Source organism: Streptomyces sp. NPDC091281, from assembly GCF_044757425.1.
In the GTDB taxonomy this organism is placed as follows: Bacteria; Actinomycetota; Actinomycetes; order Streptomycetales; family Streptomycetaceae; genus Streptomyces.
The window spans coordinates 42,390-59,332 of the sequence record NZ_JBIVUY010000007.1 but is presented as its reverse complement, the minus strand read 5'-3'; the positions used below and the strand labels follow the sequence as shown (position 1 = coordinate 59,332).

General features: G+C 73.0%; 12 protein-coding genes and 1 pseudogene. 4 read left to right on the top strand and 9 right to left on the bottom strand.

The features are described from left to right. Positions 1–4: 4 nt before the first annotated feature. From ACIQPQ_RS19395 to ACIQPQ_RS19375, 5 genes are all read right to left on the bottom strand, one after another. A complete protein-coding gene (locus ACIQPQ_RS19395; RefSeq protein ID WP_401305347.1) occupies positions 5–964 on the bottom strand; it encodes an HpcH/HpaI aldolase/citrate lyase family protein in 960 nt (319 codons plus the stop codon). Then, positions 961–3,009, bottom strand: coding sequence for a protein meaA (locus ACIQPQ_RS19390; RefSeq protein ID WP_401305345.1), 2,049 nt, complete (start codon positions 3,007–3,009; stop codon positions 961–963). The genes ACIQPQ_RS19395 and ACIQPQ_RS19390 overlap by 4 nt, the downstream gene beginning before the upstream one ends. Before the next feature lie 8 nt (positions 3,010–3,017). After that, positions 3,018–4,355: a crotonyl-CoA carboxylase/reductase gene (gene ccrA / locus ACIQPQ_RS19385; RefSeq protein WP_401305884.1), complete on the bottom strand. Its 1,338-nt coding sequence runs from the start codon at positions 4,353–4,355 to the stop codon at positions 3,018–3,020. 451 nt (positions 4,356–4,806) lie between these two features. Further along, positions 4,807–5,646 (bottom strand): TetR family transcriptional regulator, encoded by an 840-nt coding sequence (locus tag ACIQPQ_RS19380; protein ID WP_401305343.1) that lies wholly within the window; start codon positions 5,644–5,646, stop codon positions 4,807–4,809. 154 nt (positions 5,647–5,800) lie between these two features. Then, entirely contained in the window at positions 5,801–7,606 is a 1,806-nt protein-coding gene (locus tag ACIQPQ_RS19375) for a 3-hydroxyacyl-CoA dehydrogenase family protein (RefSeq protein WP_401305341.1), read from the bottom strand. Between the two features lie 444 nt (positions 7,607–8,050). Here ACIQPQ_RS19375 and ACIQPQ_RS19370 point away from each other — a divergent pair, with 444 nt between their 5' ends. Beyond that, positions 8,051–8,626 (top strand): adenylosuccinate lyase, encoded by a 576-nt coding sequence (locus ACIQPQ_RS19370; protein ID WP_383775910.1) that lies wholly within the window; start codon positions 8,051–8,053, stop codon positions 8,624–8,626. A gap of 35 nt (positions 8,627–8,661) precedes the next feature. Here ACIQPQ_RS19370 and ACIQPQ_RS19365 read toward each other — a convergent pair. The 4 genes and pseudogenes from ACIQPQ_RS19365 to ACIQPQ_RS19350 all read right to left on the bottom strand — a co-directional run bounded on the left by ACIQPQ_RS19365 (position 8,662) and on the right by ACIQPQ_RS19350 (position 12,603). Then, positions 8,662–9,163: pseudogene (locus ACIQPQ_RS19365) on the bottom strand (GNAT family N-acetyltransferase). A 44-nt stretch (positions 9,164–9,207) separates the two neighbouring features. Further along, positions 9,208–9,606, bottom strand: a complete 399-nt coding sequence (locus tag ACIQPQ_RS19360; RefSeq protein ID WP_401305339.1) for a RidA family protein — start codon at positions 9,604–9,606, stop codon at positions 9,208–9,210. A 73-nt stretch (positions 9,607–9,679) separates the two neighbouring features. Then, entirely contained in the window at positions 9,680–11,269 is a 1,590-nt protein-coding gene (locus ACIQPQ_RS19355) for an alpha/beta hydrolase (RefSeq protein ID WP_401305337.1), read from the bottom strand. Positions 11,270–11,550: 281 nt separating this feature from the next. Continuing rightward, positions 11,551–12,603, bottom strand: a complete 1,053-nt coding sequence (locus tag ACIQPQ_RS19350) for an Rv2578c family radical SAM protein (protein ID WP_401305335.1) — start codon at positions 12,601–12,603, stop codon at positions 11,551–11,553. A gap of 222 nt (positions 12,604–12,825) precedes the next feature. Between ACIQPQ_RS19350 and ACIQPQ_RS19345 the strand changes: the two genes are divergently transcribed. The 3 genes from ACIQPQ_RS19345 (at position 12,826) to ACIQPQ_RS19335 (ending at position 16,848) form a co-directional block, all read left to right on the top strand. Further along, the gene (locus tag ACIQPQ_RS19345; protein ID WP_401305334.1) at positions 12,826–13,269 is read left to right on the top strand and encodes an SRPBCC family protein; all 444 of its coding nucleotides are present in this window, start codon (positions 12,826–12,828) and stop codon (positions 13,267–13,269) included. Between the two features lie 190 nt (positions 13,270–13,459). Continuing rightward, positions 13,460–15,862: an MFS transporter gene (locus tag ACIQPQ_RS19340; protein WP_401305332.1), complete on the top strand. Its 2,403-nt coding sequence runs from the start codon at positions 13,460–13,462 to the stop codon at positions 15,860–15,862. Positions 15,863–16,044: 182 nt separating this feature from the next. Beyond that, positions 16,045–16,848, top strand: coding sequence for a PAS domain-containing protein (locus tag ACIQPQ_RS19335; protein WP_401305330.1), 804 nt, complete (start codon positions 16,045–16,047; stop codon positions 16,846–16,848). Positions 16,849–16,943: the final 95 nt, after the last annotated feature.

The following is a 16,943-nucleotide window of genomic DNA, read 5'->3' as shown; positions in this document are numbered from 1 at the left end:
CGCCTCACGCCTCCGGGATCTCGAACGAGGTGGTCCGCTTCAGGCCGGCCGCGCGGCCCTTGCCGGAGACGACCAGCGCCATCTTGCGGCTCGCCTCGTCGATCATCTCGTCGCCGAGCATCGCCGAGCCCTTCTTCCCGCCCGCCTCGGACGTGTAGTAGTCGTACGCGTCGAGGATCAGCTCGGCGTGGTCGTAGTCCTCCTGGGACGGCGAGAAGATCTCGTTGGACGCCTCGACCTGGCCGGGGTGCAGCACCCACTTGCCGTCGAAGCCGAGCGCGGCGGCGCGGCGGGCGACCTCGCGGTAGCCGTCGACGTTGCGGATCTGGAGGTAGGGGCCGTCGATCGCCTGGAGGTCGTTGGCGCGGGCCGCCATCAGGATCTTCATCAGGATGTAGTGGTAGGCGTCCGCCGGGTAGCCGGGCGGCTGCTCGCCCACGACCAGCGACTTCATGTTGATGGACGCCATGAAGTCGGCCGGGCCGAAGATGATCGTCTCGATCCGCGGGGAGGCCTGCGCGATCTCGTTGACGTGGTTGAGGCCCTGCGCGTTCTCGATCTGCGCCTCGATGCCGATCCGGCCGACCTCGAAGCCCATCGTCTTCTCGATCTGCGTCAGCAGCAGGTCCAGCGCGACGATCTGCTGCGCGTTCTGCACCTTGGGCAGCATGACGCAGTCCAGGTTCGGGCCCGCGCCCTCCACGACGGTCACGACGTCGCGGTAGGTCCACTCGGTCGTCCAGTCGTTGACCCGTACGACGCGCGTCTTGCCGGTCCAGTCGCCCTCGTTGAGGAACTTGACGACGGTGTGCCGCGCCTCGGGCTTGGCGAGCGGCGCGCACGCGTCCTCCAGGTCGAGGAAGACCTGGTCGGCCGGGAGGCCCTGCGCCTTCTCCAGGAAGCGGGGGTTGCTGCCCGGCACGGCGAGACACGAGCGCCTCGGACGCAGACGGTTGACGGTCATGCGGGGACCTCCAGGGGGTCGAGCTTGTTCGCTTTCCGGATCTCCTCGACGATGCGGCCGATGATCCCGGTGATGTCGAAGTCCTTCGGGGTGAAGACCGCGGCGACTCCGGCGGCCCGGAGCTGTTCGGCGTCACCGCCAGGGATGATGCCACCCGCGATCACCGGGATGTCCGCGGCACCGGCCTCCCGCAGCCTCTCCAGCACGTCCGGCACCAGCTGGGCGTGCGAGCCGGACAGGATCGACAGGCCCACCGCGTGGACGTCCTCCGCGAGGGCGGCGTCCACGATCTCCTCGGGGGTCAGCCGGATGCCCTGGTAGACCACCTCGAACCCGGCGTCGCGGGCGCGCACGGCGATCTGCTCGGCACCGTTGGAGTGGCCGTCCAGGCCGGGCTTGCCGACCAGGAAGCGCAGCTTGCCGACGCCCATGTCCTCGGCGGTGCGGTCCACCATCCGGCGTACCCCGGAGAGCGCCGAGCCCGCCTCGGGGGCGATCGCGACGGGCGCCGAGGAGACGCCGGTCGGGGCGCGGAACTCGCCGAACACCTCGCGCAGGGCCCCGGCCCACTCGCCGGTCGTGACCCCGGCGCGCGCGCAGTCGAGGGTGGCCTCCATGAGGTTGTCGGTGCCCTTCGCGGCCTCCTTCAGCCGCTCCAGCGCCTTGCAGGGGCGCGGGTGGTTGAACGGCGGCTGGTAGCGGGTGTCGCGCCACCGGCGGAGCCCGTCGACGACGCGGGCCTCGACGGCCGGGTCGACCGTCTGGATCGCCGTGTCGAGGTCGGCGGTGAGGGGGTTCGGCTCGGTCGTCTCGAAGACGTTGACGCCGATGATCTTCTCCTGGCCGGACTCGATGCGGGCCCGCCGCTCGGCGTGCGAGGCGACGAGCTGCGACTTGAGGTACCCGGACTCGACGGCGGCCATGGCGCCGCCCATCTGCTGGATGCGGTCGATCTCGGCGAGGGACTCCTCCACCAGCGCGGAGACCTTCTCCTCGATGACGTGGGAGCCCGCGAAGATGTCCTCGTACTCCAGCAGGTCGCTCTCGTGCGCCAGGACCTGCTGGATGCGCAGCGACCACTGCTGGTCCCAGGGCCGGGGCAGGCCGAGCGCCTCGTTCCAGGCGGGCAGCTGCACGGCCCGCGCGCGGGCGTCCTTGGAGAGGGTCACGGCCAGCATCTCCAGCACGATCCGCTGGACGTTGTTCTCCGGCTGCGCCTCGGTCAGCCCGAGGGAGTTGACCTGGACGCCGTAGCGGAACCGGCGGTGCTTGGGGTCGGCGATGTCGTACCGCTCGCGGGTGACGCGGTCCCAGATGCGGCCGAACGCCCGCATCTTGCACATCTCCTCGACGAAGCGGACGCCCGCGTTCACGAAGAAGGAGATCCGGCCGACGACGTCGCCCATGCGCTCCTGCGGCACCTGCCCGCTGTCGCGCACCGCGTCCAGCACGGCGATCGCGGTCGACATGGCGTACGCGATCTCCTGGACCGGGGTCGCCCCCGCCTCCTGGAGGTGGTAGCTGCAGATGTTGATCGGGTTCCACTTGGGCAGGTGGGAGACCGTGTACGCGATCATGTCGGTCGTCAGGCGGAGCGAGGGTCCCGGCGGGAACACGTGGGTGCCGCGCGACAGGTACTCCTTGACGATGTCGTTCTGGGTCGTGCCCTGGAGCCGGGTGACGTCCGCGCCCTGCTCCTCGGCGACGACCTGGTAGAGCGCCAGCAGCCACATCGCGGTGGCGTTGATGGTCATCGAGGTGTTCATCTGCTCCAGGGGGATGTCCTGGAACAGCCGGCGCATGTCGCCGACGTGGGCGACGGGCACGCCGACCCGGCCGACCTCGCCGCGGGCGAGGATGTGGTCGGAGTCGTAGCCGGTCTGCGTCGGCAGGTCGAACGCCACCGACAGACCGGTCTGGCCCTTGGCGAGGTTGCGCCGGTACAGCTCGTTGGACGCCTCGGCCGTGGAGTGACCGGCGTAGGTCCGCATCAGCCACGGCCGGTCCTTCTCCCTCCGGATGTCGGAGGGCTGACGCTCAGTCATGGCGGACCTCAGATGTTCCGGAAGCGGTTGATGGCGTCGACGTGCCGGGCGCGCTTCTCCTCGTCGCGCACCCCGAGCCCCTCCTCGGGGGCCAGGCAGAGCACGCCGACCTTGCCCTGGTGGGCGTTGCGGTGCACGTCGTGGGCGGCCTGCCCGGTGTCCTCCAGGGAGTAGACCTTGGAGAGTGTCGGGTGGATCTTGCCCTTGGCGACGAGGCGGTTGGCCTCCCAGGCCTCGCGGTAGTTGGCGAAGTGGGAGCCGATGATGCGCTTCAGCGACATCCACAGGTAGCGGTTGTCGTACTCGTGCATGTAGCCCGAGGTGGAGGCGCAGGTGGTGATGGTGCCGCCCTTGCGGGTGACGAAGACGCTCGCGCCGAAGGTCTCGCGGCCGGGGTGCTCGAAGACGATGTCGATGTCCTCGCCGCCGGTGAACTCGCGGATGCGCTTGCCGAAGCGCTTCCACTCCCTGGGGTCCTGGGTGGTCTCGTCCTTCCAGAACCGGTAGCCCTCGGCGGTGCGGTCGATGATCGCCTCGGCGCCCATGGAGCGGCAGATCTCCGCCTTCTGCGGGCTGGAGACGACACAGATCGGGTTGGCGCCGCCCGCGAGCGCGAACTGCGTGGCGTACGAGCCGAGTCCGCCGCTCGCGCCCCAGATCAGGACGTTGTCGCCCTGCTTCATCGCGGCGCCGTTCTGCGACACCAGCTGCCGGTAGGCGGTGGAGTTGACCAGGCCGGGGGCGGCGGCCTCCTCCCAGGAGAGGTGGTCGGGCTTGGGCATCAGCTGGTTGGACTTGACGAGCGCGATCTCGGCGAGGCCGCCGAAGTTGGTCTCGAAGCCCCAGATCCGCTGCTCGGGGTCGAGCATCGTGTCGTTGTGCCCGTCGGACGACTCGAGTTCGACGGAGAGGCAGTGCGCGACGACCTCGTCGCCGGGCTTCCAGGAGTTGACGCCCGGCCCGGTGCGCAGCACGACGCCCGCGAGGTCGGAGCCGATGATGTGGTACGGCAGGTCGTGGCGCTTCGTCAGTTCGGAGACCTTGCCGTAGCGCTCCAGGAACCCGAAGGTGGAGAGCGGCTCGAAGATCGAGGTCCACACGGAGTTGTAGTTCACCGAGGAGGCCATCACGGCCACCAGGGCCTCGCCGGGCCCGAGTTCGGGCACCGGCACGTCGTCGAGGTGGATCGACTTGCGGGGGTCCTTGTCGCGGGTGGTGAGCCCGGCGAACATCTCCGTCTCGTCCTTGTGCACGGTGATCGCCCGGTACGACTCGGGGAGCGGCAGGGCGGCGAAGTCGGCCGGGGTGGAGTCCGGCGACTGGATCGCGTCCAGGATGTCCTTCACGGTCACGGTGTTGCCTCCGGCGAAGTGCGCCCTGAGGGAGGGGCGCTGAGGGTTGTTCTGGAGGGGGTGCCGTCGGTTCGGCGGGTGCTGTTCGGCGGCGCCGGTCGGCGCGGGAGGGTGCCTGTGACGCAGGCGTCCGGGCGCGCGAGTCGTCGACTTGCGGGGACAGCCGGCGTACGTGTGGTCTCTGCACGCCGGCCGCCCGGACTCCTTCAACGTATGACACCGCGTGTCACCCCGCAAGGCACTGAGTGCCAGAACTTCCGCTCAAGCGAAATCTTTACGTAACAAATGAGCGATGATCGATCGAACGGGGTCGGTGAACCGCGCGAAAACCGCCTCTGACATGGCAAAACGGCCACCCGCAGGGGGTGGCCGTCGTCCGGTGCCGGAAGGGGAAAGGGAGGCTCGGCGGGCCTCGCATGGCCACGCCGGGGGCTCGGGGGGCCGCTCAGCGGTCCTTGAGCGCCTGCTCGATGGTCCGCATGACCTCGTCGAGGGGCGCGTCGGTGCGGGCGACCGTCACCAGCACCTCGCCCATCGAGGAGACCGCCGCGGCGGCGGTCGTCCCGCCCGCGGAACCGGCCGGACCGCTCTGGCCGGCCGTGCGCCCGGCGCCGATGCCGCTGCCGAACGTCTTGCGCACGATGCCGAAGGCGTGGTCCAGCTGCGCCTCCACGTCGCCCTGGCCGTCCGCCCGCAGCCAGCGCCGCAGCACGTGGTTGTGGGCGGTGACCACGGCGGAGGCGGCGACCTCCGCGAGCAGCGGGTCGTCGTTGGCGTCGTCGTCGTGCGCGTGCTCGTCGAAGTGCCCGAGGAGATAGCGGGTGAACAGCCGCTCGTAGCGGGCCACCGACGCGATCTCGGCCTCGCGCAGGGTGGGCACCTCACGCGTCAGCCGGTAGCGGGCGACCGAGATCTCCGGCCGCGCCGCGTACATCTTCATGACCTCCTTGATGCCGCGACACACGGTGTCGAGCGGATGCTCGTGCGGCGGGGCCGCGTTGAGCACCGCCTCGGCGCGGATCAGGGTGTCGTCGTGGTCGGGGAAGATCGCCTCTTCCTTGGAGCGGAAGTGACGGAAGAAGGTGCGGCGGGCGACCCCGGCCGCGGCCGCGATCTCGTCGACGGTGGTGGCCTCGTACCCCTTGGTCGAGAACAGCTCCATCGCCGCGGCCGCCAGTTCGCGGCGCATCTTGAGCCGCTGGGCCGCCGCGCGGGTGCCCGCAGCGCTCTCGGGCGGCGCGTCGGCCGGGGCGGATGTACGTGAGGACCTGGCGGGCTGGGGCATGACCCGAACGTACTGCATGTCCGCAGCTCGGTGCGCGTGTCCGGGGTTTCCCCCGTCCTCGGCGGGCGGGGGAGCCGCGCCCGGCCCGAGCAGTCCGCCCCAGTCCTCGCGGGGCGGACCGCCGCGGAGGCGGGCGCCCGCGGCGGTCCCGTCGTCAGCGGCGGGCATGTTCCCGGAAGCCCCGGCCCGTCTTGCGGCCGAGGCAGCCCGCCGCCACCAGGTGCTCCAGCAGCGGGGCCGGGGCGAGCCCCGGATCGCGGAACTCGCGGTGCAGGACCTGCTCGATGGCGAGGGAGACGTCGAGGCCGACGACGTCGAGGAGTTCGAACGGACCCATCGGGTAACCGCCGCCCAGCTTCATCGCGGCGTCGATGTCGTCGAGGGAGGCGTAGTGCTCCTGGACCATCTTGATCGCGTTGTTGAGGTAGGGGAACAGCAGCGCGTTCACGATGAACCCGGCCCGGTCGCCGCAGTCCACCGGGTGCTTGCGGACGCGGGCGCAGACCTCGTGCACGGTGGCGTGCACGTCGTCGCCGGTGAGGACGGTGCGGACCACCTCGACGAGCTTCATCGCCGGGGCCGGGTTGAAGAAGTGCATCCCGACGACGTCCTGCGGGCGCGACGTGGCGCGGGCGAGCGCGACGACCGGCAGCGAGGAGGTGGTGGTGGCGAGGACCGCGCCGGGACGGCACACCTTGTCCAGCGCCGCGAACAGCTCCTGCTTGACGTCCAGGTCCTCCGCGACCGCCTCGACGGCCAGGTCGACCTCCGCGAACGCGTCGTAGGTCCCGGCCGGGACGATCCGCTCCAGGGTCCGCGCCGCGTCCTCCTCGCTCAGCCGCCCCTTGGCGACCGAGCGGGCCAGGGACGCGCCGATCCGGTCCTTCGCCGTCCGCGCCTTCTCGTCGCTGCGGGCGGCGAGGACGACGTCGAGGCCCGCCTTCGCGAACACCTCCGCGATCCCCGACGCCATCGTGCCCGACCCCGCGACGCCGACCGAGCGCACCGCGCGCCCGGCCGTGCCGGTGCCCCCGGCGGCGGGCGTCGTCGCGTCCGCCACCACGACCGCGCTGCCCGGCGCCTCATAGGTGTAGAAGCCGCGGCCCGCCTTGCGGCCGGTCAGACCGGCCTCGCTGAGCTGCCGCAGGATCGGGGCGGGCGCGTGCAGCCGGTCGTGGGACTCGGCGTACATCGCCTCCAGGACGGTGCGCGCGGTGTCCACGCCGATCAGGTCGAGCAGGGCCAGTGGGCCCATCGGCAGCCCGCAGCCGAGCCGCATCGCCGCGTCGATGTCCTCGCGGGAGGCGTACTTCGACTCGTACATCGCGGCGGCCTGGTTGAGGTAGCCGAACAGCAGCCCGTCCGCGACGAATCCGGGGCGGTCGCCGACCGCGACGGGCTCCTTGCCGAGGCCGATCGCGAGGTCGGTGACGGCGGTGACGGCGGCGGGCGCGGTCAGCACCGAGGAGACCACCTCGACCAGCTTCATCGCGGGCGCCGGGTTGAAGAAGTGCAGCCCGAGGACCCGCTCCGGGCGGGCCGACTCGGCGGCGAGCCGGGTGACGGAGAGCGCGTTGGTGCCGGTCGCCAGGATCGTCGTGGGCCGCACGATCGCGTCCAGCTCCCGGAAGATCTGCTGCTTGACCTCGTACGACTCCGGCGCCACCTCGATCACGAGGTCGGCGTCGGCCGCCGCCGCGAGGTCGGTGGAGGTGCGGAACCGGCCGAGGGCGGCCGTCCGCTCCGCCTCGGTGAGCCGCCCGCGCTCCACGGAGCGCGCCGTGGCGGACGCCAGCGCGGCGACGCACCGCGCGGTCTCCGCCTCGCCGACGTCGATGCCGATCACCTCGCGGCCGGCCGTGGCGAGCACCTCGGTGATACCGGTGCCCATGGTGCCCAGACCGACGACGGCGATCGTCCGCGGGGCGGGAAGAGGGGCGGGGGACAGGGGAGCGGCCATGGCGGGACTCCAGGGATGAGGGTCGTGAACGGCATGAGGTCATGGCGTCCACGAGGTGACGACGGGAAGCACCTCCGGGCGCGCCCCCGGTCTCCGGGGGAGACGGCGGGCGCACCGGGGTGCGGAAGAAGAACGCTGAACAGAGGTGCTCGGTGCGGGTGTTGCCGGGCTACGGAGCGCACACGCCCGGGGCCGTCACCACGGACGCGCACACGTCCGGGAACGGCGGGGAAACCGACCGGCCCTGTCCCGTGGCCGGGTCGAACGCGGTACCTGGGTACCGAACCGACTGGCGCTCGCGGCGGCTGCGTCACCAGGCCTGCGCGAGCGGATGCGAGTGGGTGTCCCGCTCCTATGAGCTTAACCAGGCGGTAACGAGCGCGCCAGCCCCCCGGCTTTGTGATGTACGTCCCGACGCGCGGACGGCGCCTCTACGCTCGGCACATGGACGAAGAGTTGCGAACGCTCACGGAGCGCTTACGGCGGGAGGCGGGACAGGCCGCCGCCGTCGAGGAGTTGGCGGCCACCGCGGACCAGGACGCGCTCGCCGCGGCGCTCACCGCCGCCGGACAGCCCCTGTGGGCCCGCGAACTCGCCGCGTACCGGCTGGGCGTGGCCGGGGACCGGCGCGCCTTCGAGGCGCTGGTGCTGCTGCTCAACCACCGCGACCCGCCGCGCTGCGCCACCGCCGCCCAGGCCCTGGCCCGGCTCGGTGACCCGCGCACCGCGCGGGCGGCGGCGGCCCTCGCCACCAACGAACGGCGCGTCGCCTACGCCCTCCACCCGGTCCGGCTGCTGGTGGAGCTGCGGGCGCCCGAGTCGGTGCCCGCGCTCATCACGACCCTGCGGCGGCGGCTGCACCCGCACGACCCCTACCGCCGGATCGCCCTCGCCTGCGTCGACGGTCTGGGCACCCTCGGCGACGACCGGGCCCGCCCCGTCCTGGACGACGCGCTGGCCCACCCGGCGCTCGCCGAGGCGGCGGTCCGGGCGCTCGCGCGGATTCCCCGGCAGCGCTGAACGCCCGGCGCGTGGCCCGACAGCCCGACGGCCCGTCAGCCGACGCCGAGCGCACGGGCGTACCGCACCTCCGGCACCTCCGCGCCGGCCACCTCGAAGGGCTCCTCCGCGCCGTCGGGGCGGAACCCGGCCCGCTCGTAGAACCGGCGGGCCGGGGTGTTGCCCTCCAGCACCCACAGGTACATCCGCGTGTGCCCGAGGGCGGTCCGGCGGAGCACCGAGGCGGTGAGCAGGGCGTGGCCGGTGCCGCGGCCGAGGTGGGCGGGGTCGACGTACAGGGCGTACAACTCGGCGTCGGAGGTGCGCTGTTCGCCGTCACGGTAGGGGCCGTGGGCGGCCCAGCCGACCACCCGGCCCGCCTCCTCGGCGACCAGGTTCTCCACACTCCCGTCGAGCCGCGCGAACCACGCGCGGCGCCGCTCGGTGTCCTCGGCGACGCTCAGCGCGTCGAGGTGCGCCCGCGGGATCAGGCCGCGGTAGGCGTGGCGCCAGCCGCCGATCCGGATCTCCGAGACGCGCGCAGTCGTCGAGGGTCATCGGACGGACGGTGCGATCCGCCCGGCCGCCCGCGCTCGCGCGGGTCACGCGCCCACCACCGCCAGCGCCTCGATCTCCATCAGGAACTCCGGGCGGACCAGCGCGGCGACCTGCACGGCGGAGGCGGCCGGGAGGCGGTCGTCGGCGATGTGCGCGGCGCGCGCCGCCCGGATCGCGGGGAGGTGCGCGATGTCGGTGACGAAGCAGGTGAGCTTGACGACGTCGTCGAAGCCCGCGCCCGCGGCGGCCAGACAGCGGCGGAGGTTGTCGAAGACCTGCCGGGCCTGCGCCGCCGGGTCGCCCGCGCCGACCAGCCGCCCCTCGGCGTCGAGGGGGAGCTGCCCGGAGACGGCGACGAGACGGCCGGTGGCGTGCACCACGTGCGCGTACTGCGCGGCCGGGGCGACACCGTCGGGGGCGGGGATTCTCGTCGGCTCACTCATGGGTCCATCGTGGACCACGGGTACGACAGCGCCCCCGCCGGGGCTTCCCGGCGGGGGCGCTGTCCGCGGTGTGTCAGCCGCGCGGTCCGAGCAGGCCGTGCAGGGCGGCGCCGTGCGCCGTGCCGGAGGCGGCCTTCCCGGTCAGCGGCTCCGGGTCGGGCAGCGCCGCGCAGGTGGCGTCCACCTGTCCCCGGCCGCGCGGCACGGTCCCGTCGGTCAGATAGGCCGCGAGGTGCCGGTCGAGGCAGGCGTTGCCGCTCAGCGTGATGCCGTGGTTGCCGCCGCCCTCCTCGACGACCAGGCTCGACCCGCGCAGCAGGGCGTGCGTCATCGCGGCTCCCTCGTACGGGGTGGCCGCGTCGTCGGTCGCCTGGAACAGCAGGACCGGCGGCACCTTGCCGTTGACGACGTTCACCGGTTGGCGCGAGCGGGTCGGCCAGAACGCGCACGGCGCGTTGTACCAGGCGTTGTTCCAGGCCATGAACGGCGCCTTCTCGTACATCGCCCAGGTGTCCGCGCGCCACTCGTCCCAGTCGCGCGGCCAGGAGGCGTCCCGGCACTGCACGGCCGCGTACACGCTGTAGCCGTTCTCCGCCGACGCGTCGATCGCGCCGAAGTTCTCGAACGCCTCAACGAGCGGGGCGCTGTCGCGGTCGTTGACGTACGCGGCGAACGCCTCGGCCAGGTAGGGCCAGTAGCCGTTGTAGTAGCCGCCCGGCAGGAAGGTGTCCTCCAGTTCGCCGGGGCCGACCGTGCCCCCGGCGGGCTTCTTCGCGAGCGCGGCCCGCATCGCGTACCACTTCGCCTCGACGCGCTCGGGGTCGGTGCCCAGGCGGTAGGTGGCGTCGTACTTCGCGATCCAGGCCATCAGGGCGCGGTGGCGGTCGTTGAACGCCTGGTCCTGGGCGAGGTTGTTGTCGTACCAGACGCCGGTGGGGTCCACGACCGAGTCGAGGACGAAGCGCCGGACGTGCGCCGGGTAGAGCTTGGCGTAGACGGCGCCGAGGTAGGTGCCGTAGGAGTAGCCGAAGAAGTTGATCTTCCTGGCGCCGAGGGAGCGGCGGATCGCGTCCATGTCGCGGACCGCGCTGACCGTGTCGATGTACGGCAGGACGTCGGCGTACTTGGTCCGGCAGGCCTCGGTGAAGGCCTTCACCCGCTTGAGGTTGGCGCGCTCCGTGGCGGGACTTGCGGGCACCGGGTCGGGGCGGACCGGGGTGAAGTGGCCGGGGCGGCAGTTGATCGCGGGGGTGCTCTTGCCGACGCCGCGCGGGTCGAACCCGATGACGTCGTACTGGGCGGCCACCTCCTTCGGCAGCGACGCGGCGACGAACCCGGCCAGGCCGAGCCCGCCGCCGCCGGGGCCGCCGGGGTTGACCAGCAGCGGCCCCTGGTACGTCTTCGCGGTGTGCGGGACGCGCGACAGCGCGAGGGTGATCTTCCGGCCGCCGGGGTCGACATGGTCCAGCGGCACCTTCAGCGACGCGCACTGGAGCGTCGGGGCGGTGTCGGTGGCGCACGGCTTCCACACCGGCTTCGCCACCGGGGCCGTCTGCGCGGCGGGCGCGGCGGCCCCCGCGGGGGCGGCGTCGGCGGGCAGGGCGGTCAGCGTCCCGGCCACGACGGCGGCGACGCCGCACAGCACGGCTGCGCGTGTTCTCAAGTGGTCCTCCCAGGACGGAGGTCGACGGACCGCGTGGGTCACGGTCCTCGGCGCATAGTCCCGGAGCGGACGCCCGGAAGAACCTGTTCCGGCCATACTTGACCCGATCGGGTCGGCGGATGCCCTCGAACGCGCCCGTGCGGACGGACCGGCGCACCACTCGGGCCGCGCGCGGTGGCCGGGGCGCGCGCGGTAGCCGGGGCGGGTGAGGCGGCCGGATGCGGGGTGGGGTCCGGGGCGGGGGCTTCGTGGCGGGTCGCGCCCGGTGGGGCGCGGTGCGGTCAGAGCAGGGTGAGCTGGGTCGGCCCGGCCGGTTCGGGCAGGGCGTTCTCCGCGTCGGGCTCCGGCGGGCGGAACCGGCGGGGCATGCCGGGGCGGGTCGGGCCGATGCCGTACTCCTCGGCCAGCTCGTGGACCTGACGGGTGATCCGGCGCTGGTACCAGGTGGGGGCGTAGGCGCCGTCGGCGTACAGGCGCTCGTAGCGGCGGACCAGGTGCGGGTGGTGCTCCGCGAGCCAGGCCATGAACCACTCGCGGGCCCCGGGCCGCAGATGCAGCACCAGCGGGGTGACGGAGGTGGCCCCGGACGCCGCGATCGCCCGTACCGTCGCGCGCAGTTGCGCGGGCTCGTCGCCGAGGAACGGGATCACCGGCGCCATCAGGACCCCGCAGGCCAGGCCGTGCTCGGTGAGCGTGCGCACCACGTCCAGGCGGCGCTGCGGGGCCGGGGTGCCCGGCTCCACGGTCCGCCACAGCTCGGTGTCGGTGAACCCCACGGACACCGACACCCCGACCTCCGTCACCTCGGCCGCCTGCCGCAGCAGGTCCAGGTCGCGCAGGATCAGCGTCCCCTTGGTCAGGATCGAGAACGGGTTCGCGTGGTCGCGCAGCGCGGCGAGGATGCCCGGCATCAGCCGGTAGCGGCCCTCCGCGCGCTGGTAGCAGTCGACGTTGGTGCCCATCGCCACGTGGTCGCCCCGCCAGCGCGACGAGGCCAGCTGGCGGCGCAGCAGCTCGGGCGCGTTCACCTTGACGACGATCTGGGTGTCGAACCCGACACCGGTGTCCAGGTCGAGATAGCCGTGCGTCTTGCGGGCGAAGCAGTACACACAGGCGTGCGTGCAGCCCCGGTAGGGGTTCACCGTCCACTCGAACGGCATCCGGGAGGCGCCCGGCACCCGGTTGAGGATCGAGCGGGCCCGGATCTCGTGGAAGGTGATCCCGGCGAACTCCGGGGTGTCGAAGGTCCTGGTCACGACCGCGTCCGCGCCGAACAGCGCGGCGTCGGCCGGCCGGTCGTGGCGGGGTTCCGCGGAGAGGTTCTCCCAGCGCATGGCGCCTCCTCGGTAGCACTGCGCCCACAATAGAACATGTGTTCCCATGATCGTGCGAACACTCTTTCCGACCGGGCGATGACCGGGCCGGGACCTGCCCGCGACCGCTTCCGCAACCCCGATTTGGGCCGCCGGGGACCGGGGTGGTTGGCTTGCCCCCAACTGGAGCAACTCCCTGATCGAACCGAGCAACACCGAGCAACAAAGACCTGGAGGAACCCCATGGCGCAGGTCGAGGCCACCACCGAGCGGGTCGTCGCGGCGAGCCCGGACCTGGTGTTCGACACGCTCGCCGACTACACCGGCACGCGCGGCAAGCTGCTCCCCGAGCAGTACAGCGAGTACGAGGTGCGCGAGGGCGGCGACGGCGAGGGCACCCTCGTCCACTGGAAGCTCCAGGCCACCAGCAAGCGGGTGCGCGACTGCCTCCTGGAGGTCACCGAGCCCACCGACGGCGAGCTGGTCGAGAAGGACCGCAACTCCTCCATGGTCACCGTCTGGCGCGTCACCCCGGCCGGCGAGGGCTCCTCCCGCGTCGTGGTCACCACCACCTGGACGGGCGCGGGCGGCATCGGCGGCTTCTTCGAGCGGACCTTCGCCCCCAAGGGCCTCGCCCGCATCCACGACGCGGTCCTCGCCAACCTGGCCACCAAGGTCGAGAAGTAGCGCCGAGGTCGAGAGGTAGCGCCGACGTCCCCTCGGGGTCAAGGGCCGCCCGGCCCTTGACCGTTGCTCCCCCTCACCGGTTCGAGTGGTTCTCCCTTCGGACCGGGTTCGGACCGTAACTCGTCGCGCTTGCCCGGAGTTGTCGCTTCACGCGGCAACTGCGCGGCAGGTGCGACGAGGGGAGCGGCAGGTGGGCGGGACGACGCTGACGCGGCGGGAGCCGCGCGACACGGCACGGAGGACCCCGGCACAGGCCCCACCGCCACCCGCCGCCCCCGGACCGCCCCCCGCTCCCGAACTCGGGCCCCGCCAGGTCCGGTTGGTCTTCCTCGGGCTGATGCTCGCGCTGCTCCTCGCCGCGCTGGAGCAGATGATCGTCGCGACCGCCCTGCCGAAGATCGTCGGCGAACTCCACGGCCTGGACAAGATGTCCTGGGCCATCACCGCCTACCTCCTCACCTCCACCGTCGGCCTCCCGGTCTACGGCAAGCTCGGCGACCTCCTCGGTCGCAAGGGCGTGTTCCAGTTCGCCATCGTCGTCTTCGTCGTGGGCTCCGCCCTCGCCGGACGGGCCGGGACGATGGACCAGTTGATCGCCTTCCGCGCCGTGCAGGGCATCGGCGCGGGCGGCCTCATGATCGGCGTCCAGGCGATCATCGCGGACATCGTGCCGCCCCGGCAGCGCGGCCGGTTCATGGGCCTCATCGGCGCCGCCTTCGGCCTCGCCTCCGTCGCCGGCCCCCTCCTCGGCGGCTACTTCACCGACCACCTCTCCTGGCGCTGGTGCTTCTACATCAACGTCCCCTTCGGCCTGTTCACCCTCGCCGTCGTCTCCGTCGTCCTCAAACTCCCCAAACCCACCGCCAAGCCCCGCTTCGACGTCCTCGGCACCCTGCTGCTCGCCGCCGCCTCCACCTGCCTGGTCCTGCTGACCAGTTGGGGCGGCACCGAGCACGCGTGGGGCTCGCGCGTCATCCTCGGCCTCGCCGCGGGCGCGGTCGCCGCCGCCCTGCTCTTCCTGCTCGCCGAACGCCTCGCCGCCGAACCCCTCATCCCGCTGCGGCTGTTCCGCGACCCCGTCTTCGCCGTCACCGGCCTCATCGGCCTCGTCATCGGCGTCGCCCTGTTCGGCGCGGCCAGCTATCTGCCGACCTTCCTCCAGATGGTCGACGGCGCCTCCGCCACCGAGTCCGGCCTGCTGATGCTGCCCATGATGGGCGGCATCGTCGTCACCTCCATCGTCTCCGGGCAGCTCATCACCCGCACCGGCCGCTACAGGATCTACCCCCTCCTCGGCAGCGCCCTCGCCGCCGCCGGCATGTGGCTGCTGTCCCGGCTGGAGGCCGACACCCCCCGCCTCCACTACAGCCTCTGGATGGCCGTCCTCGGCGCCGGGATCGGCCTGGCGATGCCCGTCCTCGTCCTCGCCGTGCAGAACTCCGTGCGCCCCGCCGACCTCGGCACCGCCACCAGCGCCAACAACTACTTCCGCCAGATCGGCGGCAGCGTCGGCGCCGCCGTCTTCGGCACCCTCTTCGCCGACCGCCTCACCGACGCCCTCACCGACCGGCTGCCCGCCGACGCGGGCCTGCCCGACCCCGAGTCCCTCACCCCGCAGCTCGTCCACGCCCTGTCCCCGGCGCTGCGCGACGCCTACATCGCCGCCTACGCCGACGCCATGCCGAGGATCTTCCTCTACCTCGTCCCGGTCCTCGCCCTCGGACTGCTGCTCGCCTTCTTCCTCAAGGAGAAACCGCTGGTGTCCCACAACGCCGCCGAAACGGAGACCACGCCCGTGACCTCCCCGATCCCGCAGGCCCGCGCCGCGCACACCGCGGGCGTCCCCGTCTGCGGCACCGTCCAGCACTCCGACGGCAGCGTCGTGCCGCGCGCCGCGCTCACCCTGATCGACGTCGTCGGACGGCAGATCGGCCGGGGCGCCAGCGGCGACGACGGACGGTACGCGCTCGCCACCCCCGGCGCCGGATCGTACGTCCTGATCGCCGCCGCGGGCGGACACCAGCCGCAGGCCGTCACCGTCACCGTCGGCGAACGCCCCGTCGAACTGGACGTCGTCCTCGGCGGCGCCGGACGCCTCGCCGGGTCCGTCCTCACCGCCGACGGCAGCCCCGTCCGCGAGGCCACCGTGACCCTCACCAACGTGCACGGCGAGGTCGTCGCCAGCACCCGCAGCGGACGCGAGGGCGGCTACCTCATCACCGAGCTGGTCGCGGGGGAGTACACCCTCGCCGCCAGCGCCCCCGCCTTCCGGCCCGCCGCGCTGCCGGTCTCCGTCCAGGCCTCCCGCGAGACCCGCCAGGACGTCGAACTCGCGGGCGGCGCGGTGCTGCGCGGCACCGTCAGGGCCACCGGCGGACGACCCGTCGAGGACGCCCGCGTCACCCTCCTCGACGCCGCGGGCAACGTCGTGGACACCCTCACCACCGGCCCCGACGGCACCTTCCGCTTCATCGACCTGTCCTCCGGCGAGTACACCGTCATCGCCGCCGGATACCCGCCGGTCGCCACCGTGCTGCACGTGGCCGGGGGCGGACGCACCGAACGCGATCTGCAACTGGGCCACGAGGACTGACGGGCACCCACGGGACCCGAGAGGCCCCCGCGGCGCGGCCGGGCCCGCCGCGGGCGCTGTGCATACCCGGTGCTTTCACGCTGAAACCAATTCCGGAAAGGGTGTGCGTCCCGGGCGCGTCGCGCCGTACGGTGGGTCCGCGGACAGATCTTGGACGGCTCCGGGGAGAGAGGTTCTGGGCCATGGGCCACGGCACCGAGAGCGACGCGCCCGCCGACCGCACGGTGGCCGGGACCGGCGCCGCCCCGGGGCCCCCGGACGCCGGGACCGCCCCGCTCGCCGTCGTGGTCGTGGACCGGGCGGGCCTCGTCGCCCACTGGAGCGACGGCGCCGCCCAGCTCTTCGGCGCCGCCCGCGAGGACGCCGTCGGCCGGTCCGCCCTCGACCTGCTCCCCGTCTCCGGCGCCCTCCCCGACATCGACGAGGACCTTCCGTACGACGGGTTCGGCCCCGGCGTCCACGAAGCCGCCCCCGACGAGGCCGGTACCGAGGAGGTCGGTACCGAGAAGCCCTCCGGAGCCGCCTCCGACGGGGCCCTCGGCCACCCGGCCGCCGGGCGGGCCCGGCTCACCGTGCCGGGCCGGGACCGCGTCGACGTGCTGTGGTGGGCGTACCCGCTCGTCGGCCCCGGCACCGGACGGCTCCTCGTCCTCGCCGCCGACGCGCACGCCCTGCGTCCGCCCGCCCCCTTCGACGGCCTCGGCGCCGCCGGAGCCGTCGAACGCCTCGCCCCCGGATTCGGCCTCCACACCGACGTGCCCGGCGCCGCCGGACTCGCCCGCCGCCTCCCCGAGATCCTGCCCGGCCTCGACGCCGGGGACAGTGCCCGCATCGTCGGCCAGATCCTCGAACTCGGCTATCCCATACTGGAGTTCAGCCACGAGGACCGGGTCCCCGTCACCCCCGACTGGTCGGTGTCCCGCCCCGCTCCGCGCGACGCGTCCGACGCCCTCCCCGGCATGCGCACCGGCCCCGGCCGCCGCTGACCGAGGGGGCCCGCGGGCCCCGTTCACCGGACCTCCCGCTCCGACCGCCCGCACCGGCCCCCGCGGCGTATGTCTCCCGAACGAGCCGTGAAGGT